The following is an 18,368-nucleotide window of genomic DNA, read 5'->3' as shown; positions in this document are numbered from 1 at the left end:
TCACCCGCACGATCACGTTGCCGGAGAACATCCGCGACCTCGGGATCGACGACGAGAAGCAGTTGCTCTACGTGGGTCAGCAGAACCGCAACTGGGTCGTGGTGTCGATCGCGGACGCCGACTTCGGTCAGGTCGTGCGCGGCCCGTTCCCGTTCATCGAGTCGAACCGCTCGATCGACGTCGACCCCGTGAAGGGCCTCGTCTACGGTGCGGTGCCGTCGCGGGGTGTGGAGGTGCTCGATGCCTCGACGGGCGCGTCGCTCGGCGTCATCGGCGGAACGGCGGGCGCCTACTACGTGGCGGCCGACCCGGTCGGTGGACTCGTCACGGCGGCCTACTTCGAGGAGGTTCCGGATGCCATCCAGGTCGCTGCCTTCGACGCGAACGCGAACTTCGGCCAGGTCTGGGAGACCGCGTCGCGGGTGAATGCGCGTCAGCTCGACGTGGACTCCACCCATGGCCTCGTCTACGTGGGCTACACCGGCACCTCGGCGGGCTCGGGCGGATTCTCGGTGCACGACCTGAAGACCGGTGCTCTGCTCGCGGATCTCGCCGATCCGAAGTACGGCAAAGACGGCTACGGCATCTCGGTCGATGAGGAGCGGCAGCGGGTGTTCGTGTCGAACCGCGACTTCCGCCTGAACCCGCCCGGGTCGGAGCTCGAGGCCGTGGCTGTGACGGTGAGCCAGCGTGCGGGCGTCTCAGGGCCGGTCGATCCGACCGACCCGACGGACCCGACGGACCCGACGGACCCGACCGATCCCACCGACCCCGAGCCTCCCGCCGGTCTCGAGTACACGCCCACCCCGCTCACCGCGATCCCGGGCCTCGAGCAGGACGCCGAGCTGGCCACCAAGCCGGTCGGTTCGGTGGTCGACCCCTCGACCGGACACCTCTTCGTCGGTGACGAGCAGCGCCCGGCGCGGGTGCTCGAGATCGACCCGGTGACGGATGCGGTCGTCGCCACCCACATGATCCCGGGTGGTGAGGGCGAGGGCGTGCGCGACGTCGCGATCGACGCGGCGAAGAAGGAGTTGTACGTCGCCTACGGCGCCTCCTGGGCCGTGCTGGATCTGACGGGCGACACGCTGGTGCGCGGCCCGTTCGCCTTCACGGCGAACGTGCGCGGCATCGACGTCGACCTCGGCACCGGTCGCGTCTTCGGGGCCACCCGGCAGACCGGATTCCAGGTGATGGATGCGCAGACCGGCGCGAACATCCAGGTGGTCGAAACGGCTTCCGCGAGCACGTGGCAGACGCACGGCATCGCGTTCGATCCGAAGGCGAACAGGCTGTACACCACGAACAACGGTGCGGGCGACGACGGTGTGCGGGTCTACGACGCCACGACCTTCGAGCTGCTGCAGTCGCTGGCCGTCGCGGCGCCCGACTATCGCTCGGTGGCCGTCGATCCCGAGGTGGGTCGGCTCTACATTGGGCACGCCAGTTCTGACTTCGAGGCCAGCGGGGTGCGCGTGCTGAACGCCGCCGACCTGACCGAGATCGCGAACTATCCGGGCACCGCCTTCGGCAACAAGGTCTACGGGGTGTCGGTCGACTCGGCGAAGGGCGTCGTGTACGTCTCGGCCCGCGACCGCTTCCCGGCAGGCCTGATCGCCCTGCAGCGCGCGCAGTAACCCGTCACACCGAGTCGCCAAGACACGCCGTTACCCGCCAAGGGGTTGCGGCGTGTTTTGGCGATTCGGGGGCGGAGGAGCGCGATAGCGTGGAGACATGCCCGCTCGTGATCACCCTGCAGTCGCGCGGGTGCGCGCCGCGCTGGACGCGGGCGGGGTGCGCGGCGAGATCGTGTGGCTGGATGACGCGGCGAGCACCGCCGTCCTTGCGGCCGCCGCGCTGGGCGTGGAGGCGGGGGCCATCGCCAACTCGCTCGTGTTCCTGCTCGACGGGGAACCGCTGCTCGTGCTCACGAGCGGGGCCCACCGGGTGGACACGGAGTGGCTCGGCGAACAGCTCGGCGGCACCATCACCCGGGCGAGTGCCGCCCAGGTGAAAGAGGCGACGGGTCAGGCGATCGGCGGTGTGGCACCGGTGGGTCACCCCGCACCCATCCGCACCGTCGTCGATGTGGCGCTCGACGCGCATCCCCAGGTCTGGGCCGCCGCCGGCGTCGCGCACACCGTGTATCCCACGACCTTCGACGAACTGGTCCGGGTGACCGGCGGAACCCCGAGCGCTGTGGTTTCCAGCATCGATTGAGGCGGAAATCCGCCCAAGTTTCCGAAACTCGCGCCGATTGACGGCCATTCCCGGCCCGCGCACGTACTGTGGCGTTGTGTGGCGTGCCGATAAGAAACGAGACTCAGACGATGTGTCGTCTGCAGCCGACTCCGTCGAGTCGGCCTGGGGTCGCAATGGCCGGTCCTCGTCCAACAGCCCGATAGGCCAGGTGTTCTCGACGGAGAGCCTCGTCGAACCGACCCGCGACCGCTGGCGAGAAGAGATCGCAGCGCTCGGCGGCGAGTCCCCGCTCATCGCGTTCGACGACTCCGCCCGGAGCCGCATCGAACTCAGCACCACGCATCCGGGCGGTCTCGCGCAGTTCATCACGGGCAGCGCCACGTTGCTGTCGAGCCTCATCCGCGACGAGCTCGCCCTCCGCAACGCCCGCATCGCCGCCGGCGCCATCACCGACAAGGGCGTCGAGCTCCGCAGCGTGCGCGGCATCGACTCCGTGCACCTCGCGATCGGCCTGGCCGAGTGGCGCGGCACGACCAGCGCCGCCGACGACGCCCCCGACAAGACCGGAATCGACAAGACCGGAACCGAGAAGCAGTTCCGTGCCCCCGTGCTCCTGCGCCCCATCTCGGTGCGTCGCTACGGCCGTGACTTCGAGCTGAAGCTCCGCGGCGTGCCGTTCGTGAACCCCGAGCTCGTGCGCGTGCTGCAAGACCAGTTCCAGATCACGGTCGACCGCGAAGCCCTCGTCGCCCTCGCCGCCTCGAACGGCGTCTTCAAGCCGCAGCCGGTCATCGACCGCCTGCGCAGCCTCACCTCGCACCTGCCTTGGTTCCAGGTGCAACCGCGCCTGGTCGTCTCCACCTTCGCCGACGTGGCGGGCGGGATGCTCGCCGACAGCGGCGACATCTCGCATCCGGTTCTCGACGCGCTCGCCGGAAACCTCACCTCTCGTCGCGCCGTGCAAGACGGCTACCACCCCGTGGAGCCCTCGCCGCAAGACCACCGCGCCCCCTCCACCGACACGTTGCTGCTCGACGCCGACAGCGAGCAGGAGCACGTGATCGCCCAGATCTCGGGCGGCAACTCCATCGTGGTGAAGACCCTGCCCGGCACCGGCGGCACCCAGACCATCGTGAACGCCATCGGTGCCCTCGTGGCGCAGAACAAGCGGGTGCTCGTGGTGAGCCCGCGCCGTCTCAGCCTCGGCGGCATCAACCGCCGGCTCTCCGATGTCGGGCTCCCCGGCGTCGCGGTCTCCCTGCGCACGCTGCACCGCGACCTGATCCAGTCGATCGGCCGCAACGAGAAGGCGCAGCAGCCGCGCGTCGCCGATGTCGACGAAGCACTGGTGCGCCTGCGCAGCGTGCTGCTCGACTACCGTTCCTCGATGTCGCGGGTCGATCCTCTGCTCAAGGTCTCGGTGCTCGACGCCCTGCGCGAGCTCGCCCGCCTCGCCCTGCTGCCGAACCCGCCCGCCACCACGGCCCGACTCGACCGCGCCGCCCTCGAGTCGCTCGCCACCGGCCGCGGAAAGGCCGCCAAGACGCTCAGCCGGGCCGCCGAGCTGGGCCAGTTCCGCTACGGTCCCGACGACTCGCCGTGGTACGGCGCCCAGTTCTCCTCGAGCGACGACGCGCATCGCGCCCATCAACTCGCCAAGCGCCTGAACACCACCGATCTGCCGCGCCTGCTCACCGGCGCCTACGAGTTGATCGGCCAGACCCGGATGCGCCCGTTCACCTCTCTGAACGAGCTCGGCACCTACCTGCGTCTGCTCGCCGATCTGCGCGAGACGCTCGACAAGTTCCTGCCCGTGGTCTTCGACCGCTCGCTCACCGATCTCATCGCGGCCACGAGCCCGCGGCGCGACGCCCCGCAGCTCTCCTCCACGAGCCGCCGCCGCCTCAAGGCTCTGGCGAAGGAATACGTGCGGCCCGGCGTGCACGTGGGCGACATCAACGACGCCCTGCGGCGCATCCAGCAGCAGCGCACGCTCTGGTACCGCTTCGCAGCCGCCGGCATCCCGCCGGAGATCCCGGTGGGCATCAACGACGTGCAGATCGCGTTCCAGCGCGTCACCGAAGACCTCGCGCAGCTCGACCTGCCCCTCGGCAGCGTCGGCACCGCCCGCCAGCTCGCGGCCCTGCCGATCGACCAGCTCATCGGCATGGTCGAGGGCCTCGCCGCCGACTCCGAGGTGCTCGCCAACCTGCAGGAGCGCACCTCGCTCCTCGATTCGCTGCGGGAGCACTCGCTCGACCCGCTGATGGTCGACCTGTCGAACCGGCACGTGCCCGAAGCGGCCGTGGCCGACGAACTCGAACTCGCCTGGTGGCAGTCGGTGCTCGAGATGATGCTGGCCGACGACCGCGCCCTGCTCGGTGCCAACACCGGCGTGCTCGACCGGCTCGAGGGCGACTTCCGTCTCGTCGATGAAGCGCACGCCTCCATGAACGGCCAATTGCTCTCCTGGCAGCTCGCCGAGACCTGGAGCGTGGGCCTGGTCGACCATCCCGACGAGGCCGCCGCGCTGAAGACGCTTCTGCGGTCCGATCGCGTCGACTCGTTCCGTCTGCACGAAGCCGCTCCGCACCTCGGCAAGGTGCTCGCACCGGTCTGGCTGGCCTCGCCCTACGAGGTGTCGCAGATCACGGATGCGATCACCTTCGACACCGTGATCCTGGTGGATGCGGGAGCCACGACCCTGGCCGAGAACGTGGGCGCCATCCGTCGCGGCCGTCAGGTGGTGGCGTTCGGCGACCCCGTGACGCAGACGCCCTCGCACTTCGAGATCGCGATCCGTCCGTTCGAGGAGCAGCGCGTGCGCTCGGTCGTGGATGCGGCAGCGGTCGAAGAACTGCACTCCGAGTCGGCGCTGGCCCGGCTCGCCGACCTGGTGCCCACCCTCTCGCTCACCCGGAGCTACCGCGCCGGCGGCGAAGACCTCGCCGAACTCGTGAACCACCGCTTCTACGGCGGCAAGATCGACTCCCTGCCCTGGGCCGGCACCTTCCTCGGCCACGGCAGCCTCGCTCTGCATTACGTCGAGGGCCGTGGCGGCATGCCCGACTCCGAGACGGGCGCCGTCGAGAGCGTCGACGCCGAGGTCGACCAGGTCGTCTCGCTCGTGCTCGATCACGCGATCAACTACCCGCGCGAGTCGCTGATGGTCATCACCGCCTCGCCGAAGCACGCGGTGCGCGTGCAGCAGGCCGTGCTCGCCGCGTTCGCGAAGCGCAGCGACCTGGCCGACTTCATCCTCAAGGAGCGTGCCGAACCGTTCATGGTGGCCACGCTCGAGCAGTCCGTCGCGCAGAGCCGCGACCGCGTGATCTTCTCGGTCGGCTACGGCAAGACCGCGCACGGACGTGTGCTCACCAACTTCGGCGGGCTCGCTCGTCCCGGTGGCGAGCGACTGCTCGCGGTCGGTATGACGAGAGCCCGCCGATCCATGGACATCGTGTCGTGCTTCAATCCCTCCGACATCGACGAAGAGCGCATGAACTACGGGGTCGTCGCCCTGCGGCAGATCCTGCAGGAGGCGGAGAACGGGCCGACGCCCGACACCTTCTCGAGCCCCGGCGACGCGCTGCTCATCGATCTCGCCCGCCGGCTCGGTGCGCGAGGCCTGGATGTCGCGTTCGAGCACCGTGGCAAGCTCACCCTGGTGGCCTCGCACGACGGCCGTGCCATCGCGATCGAGACGGATGCGGTGGTGCACTCCACGTCGTTGCGCGAGTCGCTGCGGTTGCGTCCTGACATGCTCCGCCGTCTCGGCTGGCACTACCTGAGGGTGCACTCCTTCGAGCTGTTCGCCAACCCGGAGGCCGTCGCCGCCCGCATCGCGAACGTCATCGGCGTGCGCGAGCTCTCACTGGTGGAGACCTCGCCCATCCACGTGCACATCTGAGCGACCGGCTCACCCGCATCGCGTAGGGTTTCTGCGTGACCGTACGCAAGACCGGCAGGCGCCGGGCCTCCACCGATCCGGTGCCGGGGAGCGACCCGACGCCTCAGGCGACGCCCGAGGGCACGCCCGTGCGCGCATCCGAAGACACCGACGAGGCCTGGGGCGACCGCGCGCCGGGCGCGGCCGAGGGTCCCAACGACGCGCAGCTCCGCCGCGACGTCCCCCCGCACTGGTAACTCCTCGCGAGTCGCCAAAATCCGCCCTCCAATCGCTGCGCGGAGGGCGAATTTTGGCGACTCGCGAGGAGGAACTACGCCTTGGGGGCGTTCTCGCGGGCCAGGAGGTCACGGATCTCGATGAGCAGCTCCGTCTCGGTGGGCGGCAGCTCCTCTTTCGTCTCCTCCAGAGACTCGGCGGGGGTCTTCTTGATGGCGAACGCCGCCTTCTTCAAGTGGTTGATCGGCAGCACGAACACGAAGTAGACCACCACCGCCACGAGCAGGAACTGGATGAGCGCACCCAGCACCGAGCCGAACTTGATGTCGGAGCCGTTGAGAGTCCAGACGGCGACGTTGTCGAGGTCGCTCGCGTCGAAGATCGCTGCGATGAGAGGGTTGAAGATGTTGGTGACGATCGCGTTGACGACGCCGGTGAACGCGGCGCCGATCACGACGGCGACCGCCAGGTCGATCACGTTTCCGCGCAGGATGAATTCTCTGAAACCCTTGAGCATGGTTCCAGCCTAGGTCGCGGGTGTCTTCGCCGGCGAACTCGGGGCAGGCGTCGAAGGCGTGCTCGACGTGCTGCTGGAAGAGCTGGACGACGACGAATCCGACGACGAAGACGACCCGCCGCTGCTGCCTCCCGACGACGGCTTCGCCCGTGAATCGGTGCGGTAGAACCCGGAGCCGTTGAACGTCACGCCCACCGGGCTGAACACCTTGCGCAGCTTGCCGCCGCAGACCGGGCAGTCGGTGAGGGTGTCATCGGTGAACGACTGCTGGATGTCGAACGCGTTCTCGCATTCCGTGCAGCGGTAGGAGTAAGTGGGCAATGAAGCCTCCGTGTGGATCGAGTGTCGCGGTGGGCGCGATGCTCAGTTGGCGAATCGGATGATCCGCGTGGGGGTGACGGCGCCGTCGACCGGCGCGTCGTGCAGCTCGCGCGGCACCTCGTCAAGGATCTCATCGTCGAAGACGACGGCAAAAACGGGCGGGCAGTTCTCCATCGAGCCGAGAGTGCGGTCGAAGTAGCCCCGGCCCCAGCCCATCCGGGTGCCGTGCTCGTCGACGGCCGATGCGGGGATGAGGATGAGGTCGGCGTCGTTGATGGCGATCGGGCCGAGGATGCCGCCCACGGGCTCGGGCAGGCCGTACAGCCCTTCGGTCTCGGTCTCGCCGTCGCCCTCGGCCCAGTCGAGCAGGCCGTCCTGCCGAGCGATCGGCAGCAGCACCCGCCGGCCGTCGGCGAGTGCCCAGTTGAGGAAGGGGCGGGTGTCGGGTTCGAAGGAGGTGGAGAGATAGGCCGAGATGGTGTGCGCATCCGTCTCTTTGGCCAGAGCGATCAGGTTCTCGGTGAATCCGAGGTTCGCGGCGTCGACGACATGGGCGGGGCGGGTGCGCCGGCGTTCACGCAGCTCGGCGCGCAGAGCCCGCTTGGCGTGGGCAACCTCGGAGGTCATGGCAGCAATTGTAAGTGGCGTAGGAGACGACTGTGTTTCGGCGCCGACATCTCGCGGTCATGAAACCTGGATACTCTTGACCCTCATGGGGACACATCTGACGAAAGCAGTCATTCCGGCAGCGGGCCTCGGCACGCGCTTCCTTCCGGCCACCAAGGCGATGCCGAAGGAGATGCTCCCGGTCGTCGACAAACCGGCCATCCAATACGTCGTCGAAGAGGCGGTGGATGCCGGCCTCAACGACGTGCTCGTCGTCACCGGGCGCAACAAAGCGGCCATCGAGAACCACTTCGACCGGGTCACGGAGCTCGAGTCGACGCTCGAGCAGAAGGGCAAGGGCGACATGCTCCGCGTCGTCAACGAGTCGACGGCGCTCGCCGAGATGCACTACGTGCGTCAGGGTGATCCGCTCGGTCTCGGTCACGCAGTGCTGCGGGCCAAGATGCACGTCGGGCACGAGCCGTTCGCCGTGCTGCTCGGCGACGACATCATCGATGCGCGCGATCCGCTGCTCAGCCGGATGCTCGAGGTGCAGGTGGCGCGGTCGGCCACCGTCATCGCCCTCATGGAGGTCGACCCCTCGATGACGCACCTCTACGGCGTCGCCTCGGTCGAAGCCACCGACGAAGACGACCTGGTGCGCGTGACCGGCCTCGTCGAGAAACCGGAGCAGGGTACCTCGCCGTCGAACCTCGCGGTCATCGGCCGCTACGTGCTGCAGCCCGAGGTGTTCGAGATCCTCGAGAACACCCCGCCCGGCAAGGGCGGCGAGATCCAGCTGACGGATGCGCTGCTCACGCTCGCCGACGACGTGTCCATCGCGGGCGGCGTCTACGGCGTCGTGTTCAGCGGGCGCCGTTACGACACCGGCGACAAGCTCGACTACATCAAGGCGATCGTGCAGCTCGCCGCCGAACGCGACGACCTCGGCCCCGAGCTGCGGCCGTGGTTGAAGGGATTCGTCGCCGGCCTGTAGCGCACAAGCCGTCACGGCACTCTCCGGGCGCCCCGACGCGGTATTGTTCGAGCAAATGTTTGTGCCCACACTCTCCGAGGGTCCGATCGCGATCCGGCCGATCCGCGTCCGCGACGCCAAACCGCTCGAACGCGAATTGATCGAGAACCGGTCGTGGCTCCGCAAGTGGGAGGCGACCAACCCGAACGGGCCGATGTCGTTCGACACGCGGGCGAGCATCCGGTCGTTGCAGGCGAACGCGCGGGCCGGGCTCGGGCTGCCGTTCATCCTCGAACACGAGGGGGAGCTGGCCGGGCAGCTGAACGTCTCGTCGATCAGCTACGGGTCGGTGGCGTCGGCGTCGATCGGCTACTGGGTCTCGGAGCGGTTCGCCGGCAAGAACATCACGCCCGTCGGAGTGGCGCTCGCCGCCGACTACTGCTTCTACTCGGTGGGGCTGCATCGCATCGAGATCTGCATCCGACCCGAGAACGGGCCGAGCCTGCGCGTGGTGGAGAAGCTGGGGTTCCGCTACGAGGGGCTGCGGCGGCGTTACATCCACATCAACGGCGACTGGCGCGACCACTTCTGTTTCGCCCTGGTGCGCGAGGAGCTGCCCGTCGGTGTGCTGCGCCGCTGGCGCGAGGGCCGGGTGCCGGTGGGCGACGGCTCGGTGCCGGAGGCGGAACGCATCGCTGCGCTCCGCCCCCTGCCCGTGCAGCCCCGCTAGAGGATGTTCTGCTCTCAGGAGAGGATCGGGAGCAGAATCGTCGACGACCAGCCGGCGATGATGCCGCCGATCAGCGGGCCGACGATCGGTACCCAGGAGTAGGACCAATCCGACGTACCCTTGCCCTTGATCGGCACGAGAGCGTGGATGATGCGGGGACCGAGGTCTCGAGCGGGGTTGATGGCGTACCCGGTCGGTCCACCGAGGGAGGCGCCGATCCCGATCACGAGCAGCGCCACGGGGAGCGCGCCGAGTGCCGCCAGCCCCGACGCGTCGCCGTTGCGCCCGAAGCCGATCACCACGAACACCAGCACGAAGGTGGCGATGATCTCGGTGACGAGGTTCCAGCCGTAGCTGCGGATCGCCGGACCGGTGGAGAAGACCCCGAGCTTGTTCGCCGGTTCCGGCTCGGCGTCGAAGTGCTGTCGGTAGGCGAGCCAGGCCAGGAACGCGCCGATCATCGCACCGATCATCTGGGCGGTGATGTAGACGGAGATCGAGAGCGGGCTCACCGGCACGCCCGGAACGAACTCGGTCGCGCCGCTCGAGACGATGCCGAGGGTGACGGCCGGATTCAGCTGGGCCCCCGAGCGGTAGGCCACGATCACGCCCGCGAAGACGGCCAGGCCCCAGCCGAAGTTGACGAGCAGGAAGCCGCCGCCGTTGCCTTTGGTCTTGGCGAGTGCGACGTTGGCGACCACGCCGCAGCCGAGAAGGATGAGGATCGCCGTGCCGACGACCTCCGAGACGAAGACGCCTGCCAATGTGTCCATGGATCGGATTCCCGTGGCCGGCGTCAGTGGTGGGCCACGTAGGCGACGGGCTCGGGCAGCTTCGCTTCGGTGCGAACCCGCCGGGCGAGACGCTCGATCGACTTGAGCGCTGCGACGACCTCGACCGGGCGCACCTCGAACGGCATGGCGTGGATGGTCTCTCCGGGCACGGTGGCGAGTTCGGCGACCTGGTCGAGCTCGGCCGAGTCGGCGTCGAGTCCGATCTCGGTGAGGGTGGTGGGCAGGCCGACGCGGGTGGTGAACTCGATGAAGTCGCGGATGTCGGCGGTCGGAGCTCCTTCGAGCACGAGCTGCGTGATCGATCCGATGTTCACCTTCTGCCCGTGGGCGAGTCCGTGGGTCTGGGGCGCCGCGGTGAGCCCGTTGTGGATGGCATGGGCGGCTGCGAGTCCGCCCGATTCGAAGCCGAGGCCGGACAGCAGGGTGTTGGCCTCGATCACCTTCTCGACAGCGGGTGTCACGACATGATCCCGCACCGCGTCGAGCGCGGGAAGCGCGTTCTCCCAGAGCACGTCCCAGCTCAGGCGCGCGAGCGCGGTGCCGGTTTCGGTGGGCAGGCCACCGGCCATGGTGTTCGAGTTCGAACGTGACGTGGCGCGCGCCTCGAGCCAGGTGGCCAGGGCGTCGCCGACTCCCGCTGCGAGGAACGCCGCCGGTGCGTTGGCGACGAGCTGCGAGTCGACGAGCACGAGGTCGGGATTGCGCGGGAAGAAACGGTATTCCTCGAAGGCGCCGTCCTCCGTGTAGATCACCGCGAGTGCAGAGGTGGGGGCATCGGTCGACGCCACGGATGGCACCGTGACCCATCGGATTCCGGCGAGGAAGCCCGACGATTTGACGGCATCGATCGTGCTGCCTCCGCCGACGGCCACGACGACGTCGGCGTTCGCGTCGGCGATGACGGCGACGAGCCGATCGATCTCACCGGCGCTGGGGATGCCGTTGAACTTCTCGCGGCGCACGGGCAGGCCGGCTGCCGTCAGCGAGGCCTCGACGTCGTGGCCGACGAAGCCCCAGACGACGTCGTCGGCGACGATGAGGGGCTTGGATCCGATCGGTGCGAGGAACTCGCCGAGACGAGTGATGGCACCCGGACCCTGCACGTAGCGGCCGGGGCTGATGACGGTGCGGATGGGAAGGGAAGTGGGCATGGTGTACTCCTGACGTCGTTGTCGAAGGTGGCCGGGTGGCCGTTGGTGGAACGGAGGTGGCGCCCTGGTCTCCGCCGACGGCGGAGACCGGGGCGGATGTCACGGAACGAGGATGGCGCGGCCGCGCACACGCCCGGCGTCGAGGTCGTCGATGGCGTGCTGGAAGTCGTCGAGCGCGTAGGTCGCGGTGTGCAGTTTCACGAGTCCCCGCGCGGCGAGCACCATCAGTTCGGTGAGGTCGTCGTAGCTGCCCACGAGGTTGCCGATGATGTTGATCTCGTTCGAGATGATGTCGATCGTCGGGATGTCGATGTTCTCGCCGTAGCCCACCACGAAGAAGTCGCCGGCCTGCCGGAGCATCTGCACCCCCTCGGAGGTCGAGCCCCCTTCGCCGACGAAGTCGATCACCGCCTCGGCGCCGAAGCCGTCGGTGAGCTCCAGCACCCGGGTCACGTGCGAGCCGTCGGTGGAGGCCGGCACGGTGTGATCGGCGCCGAGGGAGGCGGCGAGCTCCAGTGCGGCCGGGTTGCGGTCGACCACGATCAGCTCGGAGGCGGTGAGCGCCTTCAGCACCTGGATGCCGATGTGTCCGAGACCGCCGGCTCCGATGACGACGCAGCGGTCGGCCGGACGGAGCTTTCGCGCGGCTTTCGCTGCGGCGTGGTAGGCGGTGAGGCCGGCATCGGCGAGGGCTGCGACATCCGCCGGTTCGAGGCTGTCGGCGATGCGAACCACGCTGCGGGCACTGGTCTTCAGAAACTCCGCGTACCCGCCATGGGTGTTGATGCCGGGGAACGCGCTCTGGGTGCAGTGCACGTCGTCGCCCGAACGGCAGGCGCGGCACAGTCCGCAGGTGATGAGCGGATGCACGATCACCTTGTCGCCCACCGCCACGTTCGTGACGGCGCTGCCGATGGCATCCACCCAGCCGGCGTTCTCATGCCCGATCGTGTAGGGCAGCGCGACGCCCGACTTCTGCTCCCACTGCCCTTCGAGGATGTGGAGGTCGGTGCGGCAGACTCCGGCTCCGCCGATCCGCACGATGACGTCGAAGGGGCCGGTGATCTCGGGCCGGGGGATCTCGGTCAACTGCAGCGGCCGGTGGTATCCGACGACCTGAACGGCTCTCATGGTGCTCATGCGACACTCTTTCGTGTATTTCGGAGGAGGGAGGATGTGGGGAAGAAGTTCTCGTCGGCCCGGGGCGCCTGATCCGCCTCCGCCCCGGGGTAGCGGGTGGCGAGCAGACCGCGGCAGAAGTGCGCGTTGCCGTCGATCGAGATGCGGGTCGAGCGCGCGCGGCGAAGCGCCAGGGCAGCGGATGCCGCGGGGTAGGGGTCGCCCCGATCGTCGACCAGTACCGGGGCCGAGCCGGAGAGGCTCAACCCGAGCGTCTCGCGTCGGCGCAGGAGGGCCGTCTTCGCCTCGTCGTCAGGCAGGTCGCCGAGCACCACCTGCGCGACATCCTGCTCGCCGAGGTCGTCTCGGGCGCGCAGCAATGCGGTGAGCGCGCGCTCCATCGCCGCGGTGTGTGCTTTGCGCTGGAAGACGGCGCGCAATTCGTCGAGGTCGCTCTCGGCCTCGTGACGGAACGTGCCCCGGTAGCCGGCATCGGCCGCGAGCCCGCGGTTGATGATGTCGGAGTCGTGGTGGTCGTCGAGCTCGACCACCACCGTGCCGGCCTCGGGGAGCGCCGTGAGCACGTCTTTGGCGTCGGAGGCCATCAAGTAGGCGAAGTTCGGTGCGCAGAACGAGGTGGGCAGGCGCAGGTGCACCTCGATGCCGTCATCCGTGAACCGCACCGAGCGCACGAAGCCGAGATCGGTGATGGGCTCGTCGAGCTCGGGGTCGATCACCGCGTCGAGGGCGCGCAACACGTCGTTCTCGGTGAGGGCGAGCAGTGCCCCGTGCTCCGTGGGGGCGAGAGCGGTCATCGCGCAGCCGCCAGATCGGCTCGCTCCGGCTCGCGGGGACCGGTCTCGGTCTCGTCGGCGTTCGGCAGCTGCAGTTCGGCGGGCACCGGGATGTCGTACATCTTCGCCGCATTGAGGCCGAGGATCTTGCGCTTCTGGTCCATCGTGATCGGGGCGTACTCGGTCATGTCCTCCGGGATCTGGAAGTCGACGAAGGCCTCGATCAGCCAGCGCGGAGTCCAGAGCGCGTAGTCGCTGGAGAACTGGATGCGGTCTTCGCCGATCCAGTAGATGAGCTCGCCGATGATCTGCGCGAAGTAGCGCGGACGGGTGTGGATGAAGGGCATCGCCACCGCGAGACCGCCGTGCACGTTCGGCTCCTGGGTTGCGATCCAGCAGAAGTCTTCGAGGCGCGGGAGGCCGGCGTGCTCGACCACGAAGTTGAGGTCGGTGAAGTCGGTGGCCACGTGGTCGACGTCGGCGACGTCGAAGGCGTCGCGATCCAGCGGCCGGATGGTCGGCCCCTTGTGCACGTGGATGTTCCGGATGCCGAGTTCCTGGCAGAGCTCGAAATAGCGGTAGGCCCAGGGGTCGTCGAGCTTCCAACCGCGTGAATCGCCGTTCCACTCCGCCGTGTAGAGCTTCACGCCCTTGAGGTCGAAGCGCTCGGCGTCGGCGCGCAACTGATCCAGGCCCGCCTCGCCGAAGCGGGGGTCGAAGTTGTGGTTGTAGGTGAGCTTCCCCGGGTTGGCCTGGGTGAGCGCCCACGCCTCCTCGGTCTGCCCGAAGCCGTTGTGGTAGAACTCGCCGAGCTTCGCGGGCTGGAAGATGGCGTGGTCGACGTAACCGTCGGTGAAGAGGTCTTTCATCAGCCTCTCGCCGCCCTGGTAGAGGTACTCCTCGTAGCTCCACTTCTCCGACTCGGGGGAGAGGTTGGCGTGGTAGTCGTAGAAGCAGTCGATGAACTGCTTGCCGTGGATGTTGCGCTGGTTCTCGGGCCGCGCATCCCATAACGCCACGTGGGCGTCGACGATGAAGAAGCTCTCGCCGTCTTTCGTGTACATGTCTGCTCCTTTGCCGCATGTCGGGAATCTCGATTCCTGACGCCACGCTAAGCGGCGCACGCTGCTCGGCGGAGGGTGGGCCGTCTCAATGTGAGACCGGGCCGGGCGACACCGCGCCGCGCCGGGTTTATGCTGGCAGCGACGGACGACTGCGAAGGTGCTGATGGACGCTCACGACTTACCCTCTCGCGCCCAGGTGCGCGGCGCGCCGGTGGCTGCCATCCCGGCCCGCGTGCTCGCTTCGTGGCAGCGCAGTGAAGACTACGGTGTGTCGCTCGACGCCCCTCAGCCCGTCTTCTCCGGCACCTACGACGACCAGTCGCTGTTCTACGAATGTGGCCGTGAGGTGCTCGCCGAATTGCACAGCACCCTGGCGTCCGAGCCGGTCGGCCTGATGCTGACCGACGCCGACGGTCTCGTGCTCAACCGGCTGAGTGGCGACCACGAGTTGCTGCACGCCCTCGACCGGGTGCACCTGGCGCCCGGCTTCTCGTACTCCGAGCGCGAGGCCGGCACGAACGGGCTCGGGCTCGCCTTGGCCGACCGGGTGCCTTCGCTGGTGCGGGCGAACGACCACTATTCGCTCAGCCTGTGCGGCTACACCTGCGCGGCCGCCCCGATCTTCGACCCGGTCACCGGCCGGCTCGAAGGGGCCGTGAACTTCACGACCTGGTCGGATGCGCGTTCCGAGTTGCTCCTCGCCCTCGCGCAGACGGCGGCGACGTCGACCGCGAACCTGATGCTGGCCCGCTCGCACGGGCACCGGCCCCGCCGCGTGGCCCGGGGACAGGTCTTCCGCATCCAGCCGCTGCGGCAGGAGGCCGGGTCGGGATCGCTCGACGAGCTCTCCGAGTCGTGGAACGGCGGTGTCGCGCACGCGGCGGAGGCGCTGCGCGGCGGGCGCCTGGTGGCGGCGGTGGGCGAGCGCGGATCGGGTCGGTCCACGCTGCTCGCTCAGGCCGAGCGACGGGTGAGCCCGGGGGACCGGCTGCTCGTGGTGCGCGCCCCCGACCCGCACGACGTCGACTCCTGGCTCGCGTTCTGGACCCCCGAGCTCGCCCGCCCGCACACCGGCTTCGTCATCTGCGACACCGACGAGTTGCCGGCCACGGCGGCCGAGCGGCTGCACGGCCTGCTGGTCGGGCCCCGCGATCCTGCCGCGGGCGCGATCGCCCTGTCCGCGGAGCGCCTCGACGCGATCCCGAGCCCTCTCGCGGCCCTGGTCGACACGGTCGTCCAGGTGCCGCCCCTGCGCGAGCGCGCCGTCGACATCCTGCCTCTGGCCGACCACCTCGCCCGCCGGGCGCGCGGGCGCGGGGTGGACTTCACTCCGGCGGCGGCGCGGGCGCTCACCGACTACGCCTGGCCGGGCAACGTGGCCGAATTGGCGGAGGTGGTGAAGGAGGCCGCGCTGCGCTCCGACGTGATCGACACCCGGCACCTTCCGCCCGAGCTGCTCGCCCGGGCCGAGCATCTGCCACGGATCAAGGCCTTCGAGCGCGACGAGATGATCCGGGTGCTCTCCCGCCAAGGCGTGAGCATCGAGGATGCAGCTGCCGAGCTCGGAATGAGCCGGGCCACCATCTATCGCAAGCTCGCCCAGTACGGGATCCGCCTCCCCAAGGCCCGCCCCCACGACCCGGCGCACTCCGGTCGAGCGAGGTAGGGCGTTCCGCCGTGTTTGCGGTGGGAATGAACAGACACGCGCCCCCCGTGCGCGGGCTCCGGGGCAGCTCGCCCCTACCGTAGGGGCATGACCACAGAATGGCTCGGCGGAGGCTTCATGATCGCCCTCGCGGCGATCCTGTGGCTCGTCTACCTCATTCCGTCGTGGTTCCGCTCGCGGCAGTACCTCGCCACCGAGCGCAATGCCGTTCGGCTGCAGCAGACGTTGCGCATCCTCGCCGAGACCTCGGAGGTGCCGGAGGAGGTGCGCATCGAGGCGAGCGCGCGCAGCATCGCCGAGCAGGAGCGCATCCTGAAGCACCGGGCGGCTCGCCGGGAGGCCGAGGCGATCCCCGCCGCCGTGCGCACCGCCGACCGCCTGCGCCGCTCCCGCGCCATCACCGCGGCCGTGCTCGCGCTGTCCGTCGCCGTAGCCGTGCTCGGCGGTATGCAGGCCGTGTACACGGGGGCCTGGATCATCCTGGTCGCCGGGGTCATCGCCTCGGTCGTCAGCGTGACCGTGCTCGTGAAGCTCGCGCGGGCCGGCCGTGGGCTGCGGCTGCCGCGCCCCGTCGAGGTGCCGGTGGCGCAGTCGTTCGTCGACCACGCCGAGGGCGACGACTCTGCCGTCGACGACGAGGGCGACGCGGATGTCGCGGAGAACGAGCCCGAGTCGTCCGACAGCGGCTGGGTGCCGGTCGCCGTGCCGCGCCCGCTCTACCTGGGTCGCGCATCCGCTGCGCCGCTGGGGCTGTCGGACTCGTCGTTCGAGCCCGACGAGTTCGAGACCGGTGTCGCCGCGATCACGATGGTCGAGGCGCCGGCGCCGGTCGCGAGCGCTGCCGATGACGTGAACCGCGAGTCGCTCCGGCGGGCGGCGGCCGAGGCCGAGGAGTCGTTGCGCGCCCGTCTGGCGGCCGAGCACGAGGCCGTGGCCGCGCTGCCCGTGGCCCGTGAAGCCGCTCCGGTGGCTCCGGCCGCTCCCTCCCGCTTCGCCCGCATGGGCATCGTCGACGACGACACCGCTTCGCATCTCGACCTCGACGCCGTGCTCGCTCGCCGCCGCGCCGGCTGACCCGTTCTCCTCCTCGTCTCCTCCTCGTCGACCCGTCAGTTTGTGTCGCTAACCGCGCGTCATAACGGCATCAACTGACGGGTCGACGAGGAACGCGGCACCGTTGCCGACCGGGGAGGCGCGGCGTAGCGTGGAGGGGGCATCCGAGCGAGAGGGATGGCCATGGGCGAGGTCGACGACAACCCGGTGACGAAGTACCCCGCGGAGGGGTTCCCGAAACAGCAGCAAGACCAGCCGGGGTTGATCGGCAAGACCGATCCGCGCCCCGACCACGGCGAGGAGAGCTACGTCGGCACCGGCCGGCTGCACGGGCGGCACGCGCTCATCACCGGCGGCGACTCCGGGATCGGACGCGCTGTCGCCATCGCCTACGCCCGCGAGGGCGCCGACGTCGCCATCTCCTACCTGCCCGAGGAGCAGGAGGATGCCGACGACACGGCCCGTTGGATCCGCGCCACCGAGCGCCGCGCGCTGCTGCTTCCCGGCGACGCCCGCGACGAGGAGTATTCGACCGGGCTCGTCGAACGCACGGTCGCCGAGTTCGGTGGCCTCGACATCCTGGTGCTGAACGCCGCCTACCAGGAGAACCGCGACGGACTCGAGAACGTGCCCACCGAGGAATTCGATCGGGTGTTCAAGACCAACCTCTACTCGATCATGTGGATCGCCCGCACGGCCATCCCGCACCTGAAGCCCGGTGCCTCGATCATCGTCACCTCGTCGATCCAGGCCTTCTCGCCGTCGCCGGCCCTCATCGACTATGCCATGACGAAGGCTGCGCAGGTGGCCTTCGTGAAGGCGCTGGCGCAGCAGCTCGGCACCCGGGGCATCCGCGTGAACGGAGTGGCGCCCGGGCCCATCTGGACCCCGCTCATCCCGGCCACCTCCTGGCCCGACAAGCTGCCCACCTTCGGGCAGGACACCCCGCTCGGCCGGGCCGGGCAGCCCGCAGAACTGGCTCCGGCCTACGTCTTCCTCGCCTCGCCCGAAGCCTCCTACGTCTCGGGTGCCATCGTTCCCGTGACGGGCGGAAAGCCGCTCTGAGTGCCGCCGCAGCCACAGTAGGAAGTCGGCCGGGGGACGGGCGAGTCGGCTCGTACGACGACTGGACGGTGCCCGAACTCAAGAAGCGCGCGAAGGAGGTCGGCCTCGCCGGGCACTCGAAGAAGACGAAGCCGCAGCTGCTGAAGGCCCTGCGCGATTCGTAGGCCCGCCGTGGCATATGCCG

The 18,368-nt window shown here is 69.2% G+C and carries 17 protein-coding genes; 9 read left to right on the top strand and 8 right to left on the bottom strand.

Annotated features, from left to right (window positions below; genetic code table 11):
• The 4 genes from BLW00_RS23215 to BLW00_RS00130 all read left to right on the top strand — a co-directional run.
• Positions 1-1,637 (top strand): YncE family protein (locus tag BLW00_RS23215; RefSeq protein ID WP_407650935.1); only part of this gene is annotated, 1,637 nt, incomplete at its 5' end.
• Between the two features lie 97 nt (positions 1,638-1,734).
• Complete coding sequence (locus BLW00_RS00140) at positions 1,735-2,220, top strand: YbaK/EbsC family protein (protein ID WP_092547568.1); 486 nt, start codon at positions 1,735-1,737, stop codon at positions 2,218-2,220.
• Between the two features lie 112 nt (positions 2,221-2,332).
• Positions 2,333-6,112 carry an AAA family ATPase gene (locus tag BLW00_RS00135; protein ID WP_245741167.1) on the top strand — a complete coding sequence of 1,260 codons (3,780 nt, stop codon included), beginning with the start codon at positions 2,333-2,335 and terminating at the stop codon, positions 6,110-6,112.
• 35 nt (positions 6,113-6,147) lie between these two features.
• Complete coding sequence (locus BLW00_RS00130; protein WP_092547564.1) at positions 6,148-6,348, top strand: hypothetical protein; 201 nt, start codon at positions 6,148-6,150, stop codon at positions 6,346-6,348.
• 74 nt (positions 6,349-6,422) lie between these two features.
• Here the strand turns inward: BLW00_RS00130 and mscL are convergent, their stop codons facing one another.
• From mscL to BLW00_RS00115, 3 genes are read right to left on the bottom strand one after another with little or no spacing between them, the layout of a single operon-like run.
• Positions 6,423-6,845, bottom strand: coding sequence for a large conductance mechanosensitive channel protein MscL (mscL, locus tag BLW00_RS00125; RefSeq protein ID WP_092547562.1), 423 nt, complete (start codon positions 6,843-6,845; stop codon positions 6,423-6,425).
• 9 nt (positions 6,846-6,854) lie between these two features.
• Positions 6,855-7,166, bottom strand: a complete 312-nt coding sequence (locus BLW00_RS00120) for an FmdB family zinc ribbon protein (protein ID WP_092547560.1) — start codon at positions 7,164-7,166, stop codon at positions 6,855-6,857.
• 42 nt (positions 7,167-7,208) lie between these two features.
• Positions 7,209-7,793, bottom strand: a complete 585-nt coding sequence (locus BLW00_RS00115; RefSeq protein ID WP_092547558.1) for a 5-formyltetrahydrofolate cyclo-ligase — start codon at positions 7,791-7,793, stop codon at positions 7,209-7,211.
• 85 nt (positions 7,794-7,878) lie between these two features.
• On the opposite strand from BLW00_RS00115, the gene galU reads away from it, so the two are divergent.
• Positions 7,879-8,769: a UTP--glucose-1-phosphate uridylyltransferase GalU gene (gene galU / locus BLW00_RS00110; RefSeq protein ID WP_092547556.1), complete on the top strand. Its 891-nt coding sequence runs from the start codon at positions 7,879-7,881 to the stop codon at positions 8,767-8,769.
• A 55-nt stretch (positions 8,770-8,824) separates the two neighbouring features.
• The gene (locus BLW00_RS00105) at positions 8,825-9,478 is read left to right on the top strand and encodes a GNAT family N-acetyltransferase (RefSeq protein ID WP_092547554.1); all 654 of its coding nucleotides are present in this window, start codon (positions 8,825-8,827) and stop codon (positions 9,476-9,478) included.
• A gap of 14 nt (positions 9,479-9,492) precedes the next feature.
• Here the strand turns inward: BLW00_RS00105 and BLW00_RS00100 are convergent, their stop codons facing one another.
• From BLW00_RS00100 to BLW00_RS00080, 5 genes are all read right to left on the bottom strand, one after another.
• Positions 9,493-10,251, bottom strand: coding sequence for an MIP/aquaporin family protein (locus tag BLW00_RS00100; protein ID WP_092547552.1), 759 nt, complete (start codon positions 10,249-10,251; stop codon positions 9,493-9,495).
• 23 nt (positions 10,252-10,274) lie between these two features.
• On the bottom strand, positions 10,275-11,423 hold the full coding sequence (locus tag BLW00_RS00095) for a glycerol dehydrogenase (protein ID WP_092547550.1): 1,149 nt from the start codon (positions 11,421-11,423) through the stop codon (positions 10,275-10,277).
• A 99-nt stretch (positions 11,424-11,522) separates the two neighbouring features.
• Positions 11,523-12,563, bottom strand: a complete 1,041-nt coding sequence (locus BLW00_RS00090) for an NAD(P)-dependent alcohol dehydrogenase (RefSeq protein WP_217634254.1) — start codon at positions 12,561-12,563, stop codon at positions 11,523-11,525.
• Complete coding sequence (locus BLW00_RS00085) at positions 12,560-13,357, bottom strand: metal-sulfur cluster assembly factor (RefSeq protein WP_092547547.1); 798 nt, start codon at positions 13,355-13,357, stop codon at positions 12,560-12,562. Before BLW00_RS00085 ends, BLW00_RS00090 begins: the two co-directional genes overlap by 4 nt.
• Positions 13,354-14,400: an amidohydrolase family protein gene (locus BLW00_RS00080; protein WP_092547544.1), complete on the bottom strand. Its 1,047-nt coding sequence runs from the start codon at positions 14,398-14,400 to the stop codon at positions 13,354-13,356. The genes BLW00_RS00085 and BLW00_RS00080 overlap by 4 nt, the downstream gene beginning before the upstream one ends.
• A gap of 163 nt (positions 14,401-14,563) precedes the next feature.
• Here BLW00_RS00080 and BLW00_RS00075 point away from each other — a divergent pair, with 163 nt between their 5' ends.
• From BLW00_RS00075 to BLW00_RS00065, 3 genes are all read left to right on the top strand, one after another.
• Complete coding sequence (locus BLW00_RS00075; RefSeq protein WP_092547541.1) at positions 14,564-16,066, top strand: AAA-type ATPase lid domain-containing protein; 1,503 nt, start codon at positions 14,564-14,566, stop codon at positions 16,064-16,066.
• An 87-nt stretch (positions 16,067-16,153) separates the two neighbouring features.
• On the top strand, positions 16,154-17,140 hold the full coding sequence (locus BLW00_RS00070) for a hypothetical protein (RefSeq protein ID WP_092547538.1): 987 nt from the start codon (positions 16,154-16,156) through the stop codon (positions 17,138-17,140).
• A gap of 162 nt (positions 17,141-17,302) precedes the next feature.
• The gene (locus BLW00_RS00065; RefSeq protein ID WP_139256559.1) at positions 17,303-18,184 is read left to right on the top strand and encodes an SDR family oxidoreductase; all 882 of its coding nucleotides are present in this window, start codon (positions 17,303-17,305) and stop codon (positions 18,182-18,184) included.
• Positions 18,185-18,368: the final 184 nt, after the last annotated feature.

Source organism: Herbiconiux ginsengi (assembly GCF_900107435.1).
GTDB classification, from domain to species: domain Bacteria; phylum Actinomycetota; class Actinomycetes; order Actinomycetales; family Microbacteriaceae; genus Herbiconiux; species Herbiconiux ginsengi.
This window is presented reverse-complemented; position numbering and strand designations above follow the sequence as displayed.

What these genes read in the sequence shown, in the direction of transcription:
- BLW00_RS00085 (WP_092547547.1), bottom strand. Translation starts at nt 13,357, where the DNA reads ATGACCGCTCTCGCCCCCACGGAGCACGGGGCACTGCTCGCCCTCACC.
- BLW00_RS00105 (WP_092547554.1), top strand. Translation starts at nt 8,825, where the DNA reads ATGTTTGTGCCCACACTCTCCGAGGGTCCGATCGCGATCCGGCCGATC.
- BLW00_RS00090 (WP_217634254.1), bottom strand. Translation starts at nt 12,563, where the DNA reads ATGAGCACCATGAGAGCCGTTCAGGTCGTCGGATACCACCGGCCGCTG.
- BLW00_RS00065 (WP_139256559.1), top strand. Translation starts at nt 17,303, where the DNA reads ATGGGCGAGGTCGACGACAACCCGGTGACGAAGTACCCCGCGGAGGGG.
- BLW00_RS00070 (WP_092547538.1), top strand. Translation starts at nt 16,154, where the DNA reads ATGACCACAGAATGGCTCGGCGGAGGCTTCATGATCGCCCTCGCGGCG.
- mscL (WP_092547562.1), bottom strand. Translation starts at nt 6,845, where the DNA reads ATGCTCAAGGGTTTCAGAGAATTCATCCTGCGCGGAAACGTGATCGAC.
- BLW00_RS00095 (WP_092547550.1), bottom strand. Translation starts at nt 11,423, where the DNA reads ATGCCCACTTCCCTTCCCATCCGCACCGTCATCAGCCCCGGCCGCTAC.
- BLW00_RS00075 (WP_092547541.1), top strand. Translation starts at nt 14,564, where the DNA reads ATGGACGCTCACGACTTACCCTCTCGCGCCCAGGTGCGCGGCGCGCCG.
- BLW00_RS00080 (WP_092547544.1), bottom strand. Translation starts at nt 14,400, where the DNA reads ATGTACACGAAAGACGGCGAGAGCTTCTTCATCGTCGACGCCCACGTG.
- galU (WP_092547556.1), top strand. Translation starts at nt 7,879, where the DNA reads ATGGGGACACATCTGACGAAAGCAGTCATTCCGGCAGCGGGCCTCGGC.
- BLW00_RS00100 (WP_092547552.1), bottom strand. Translation starts at nt 10,251, where the DNA reads ATGGACACATTGGCAGGCGTCTTCGTCTCGGAGGTCGTCGGCACGGCG.
- BLW00_RS00115 (WP_092547558.1), bottom strand. Translation starts at nt 7,793, where the DNA reads ATGACCTCCGAGGTTGCCCACGCCAAGCGGGCTCTGCGCGCCGAGCTG.
- BLW00_RS00140 (WP_092547568.1), top strand. Translation starts at nt 1,735, where the DNA reads ATGCCCGCTCGTGATCACCCTGCAGTCGCGCGGGTGCGCGCCGCGCTG.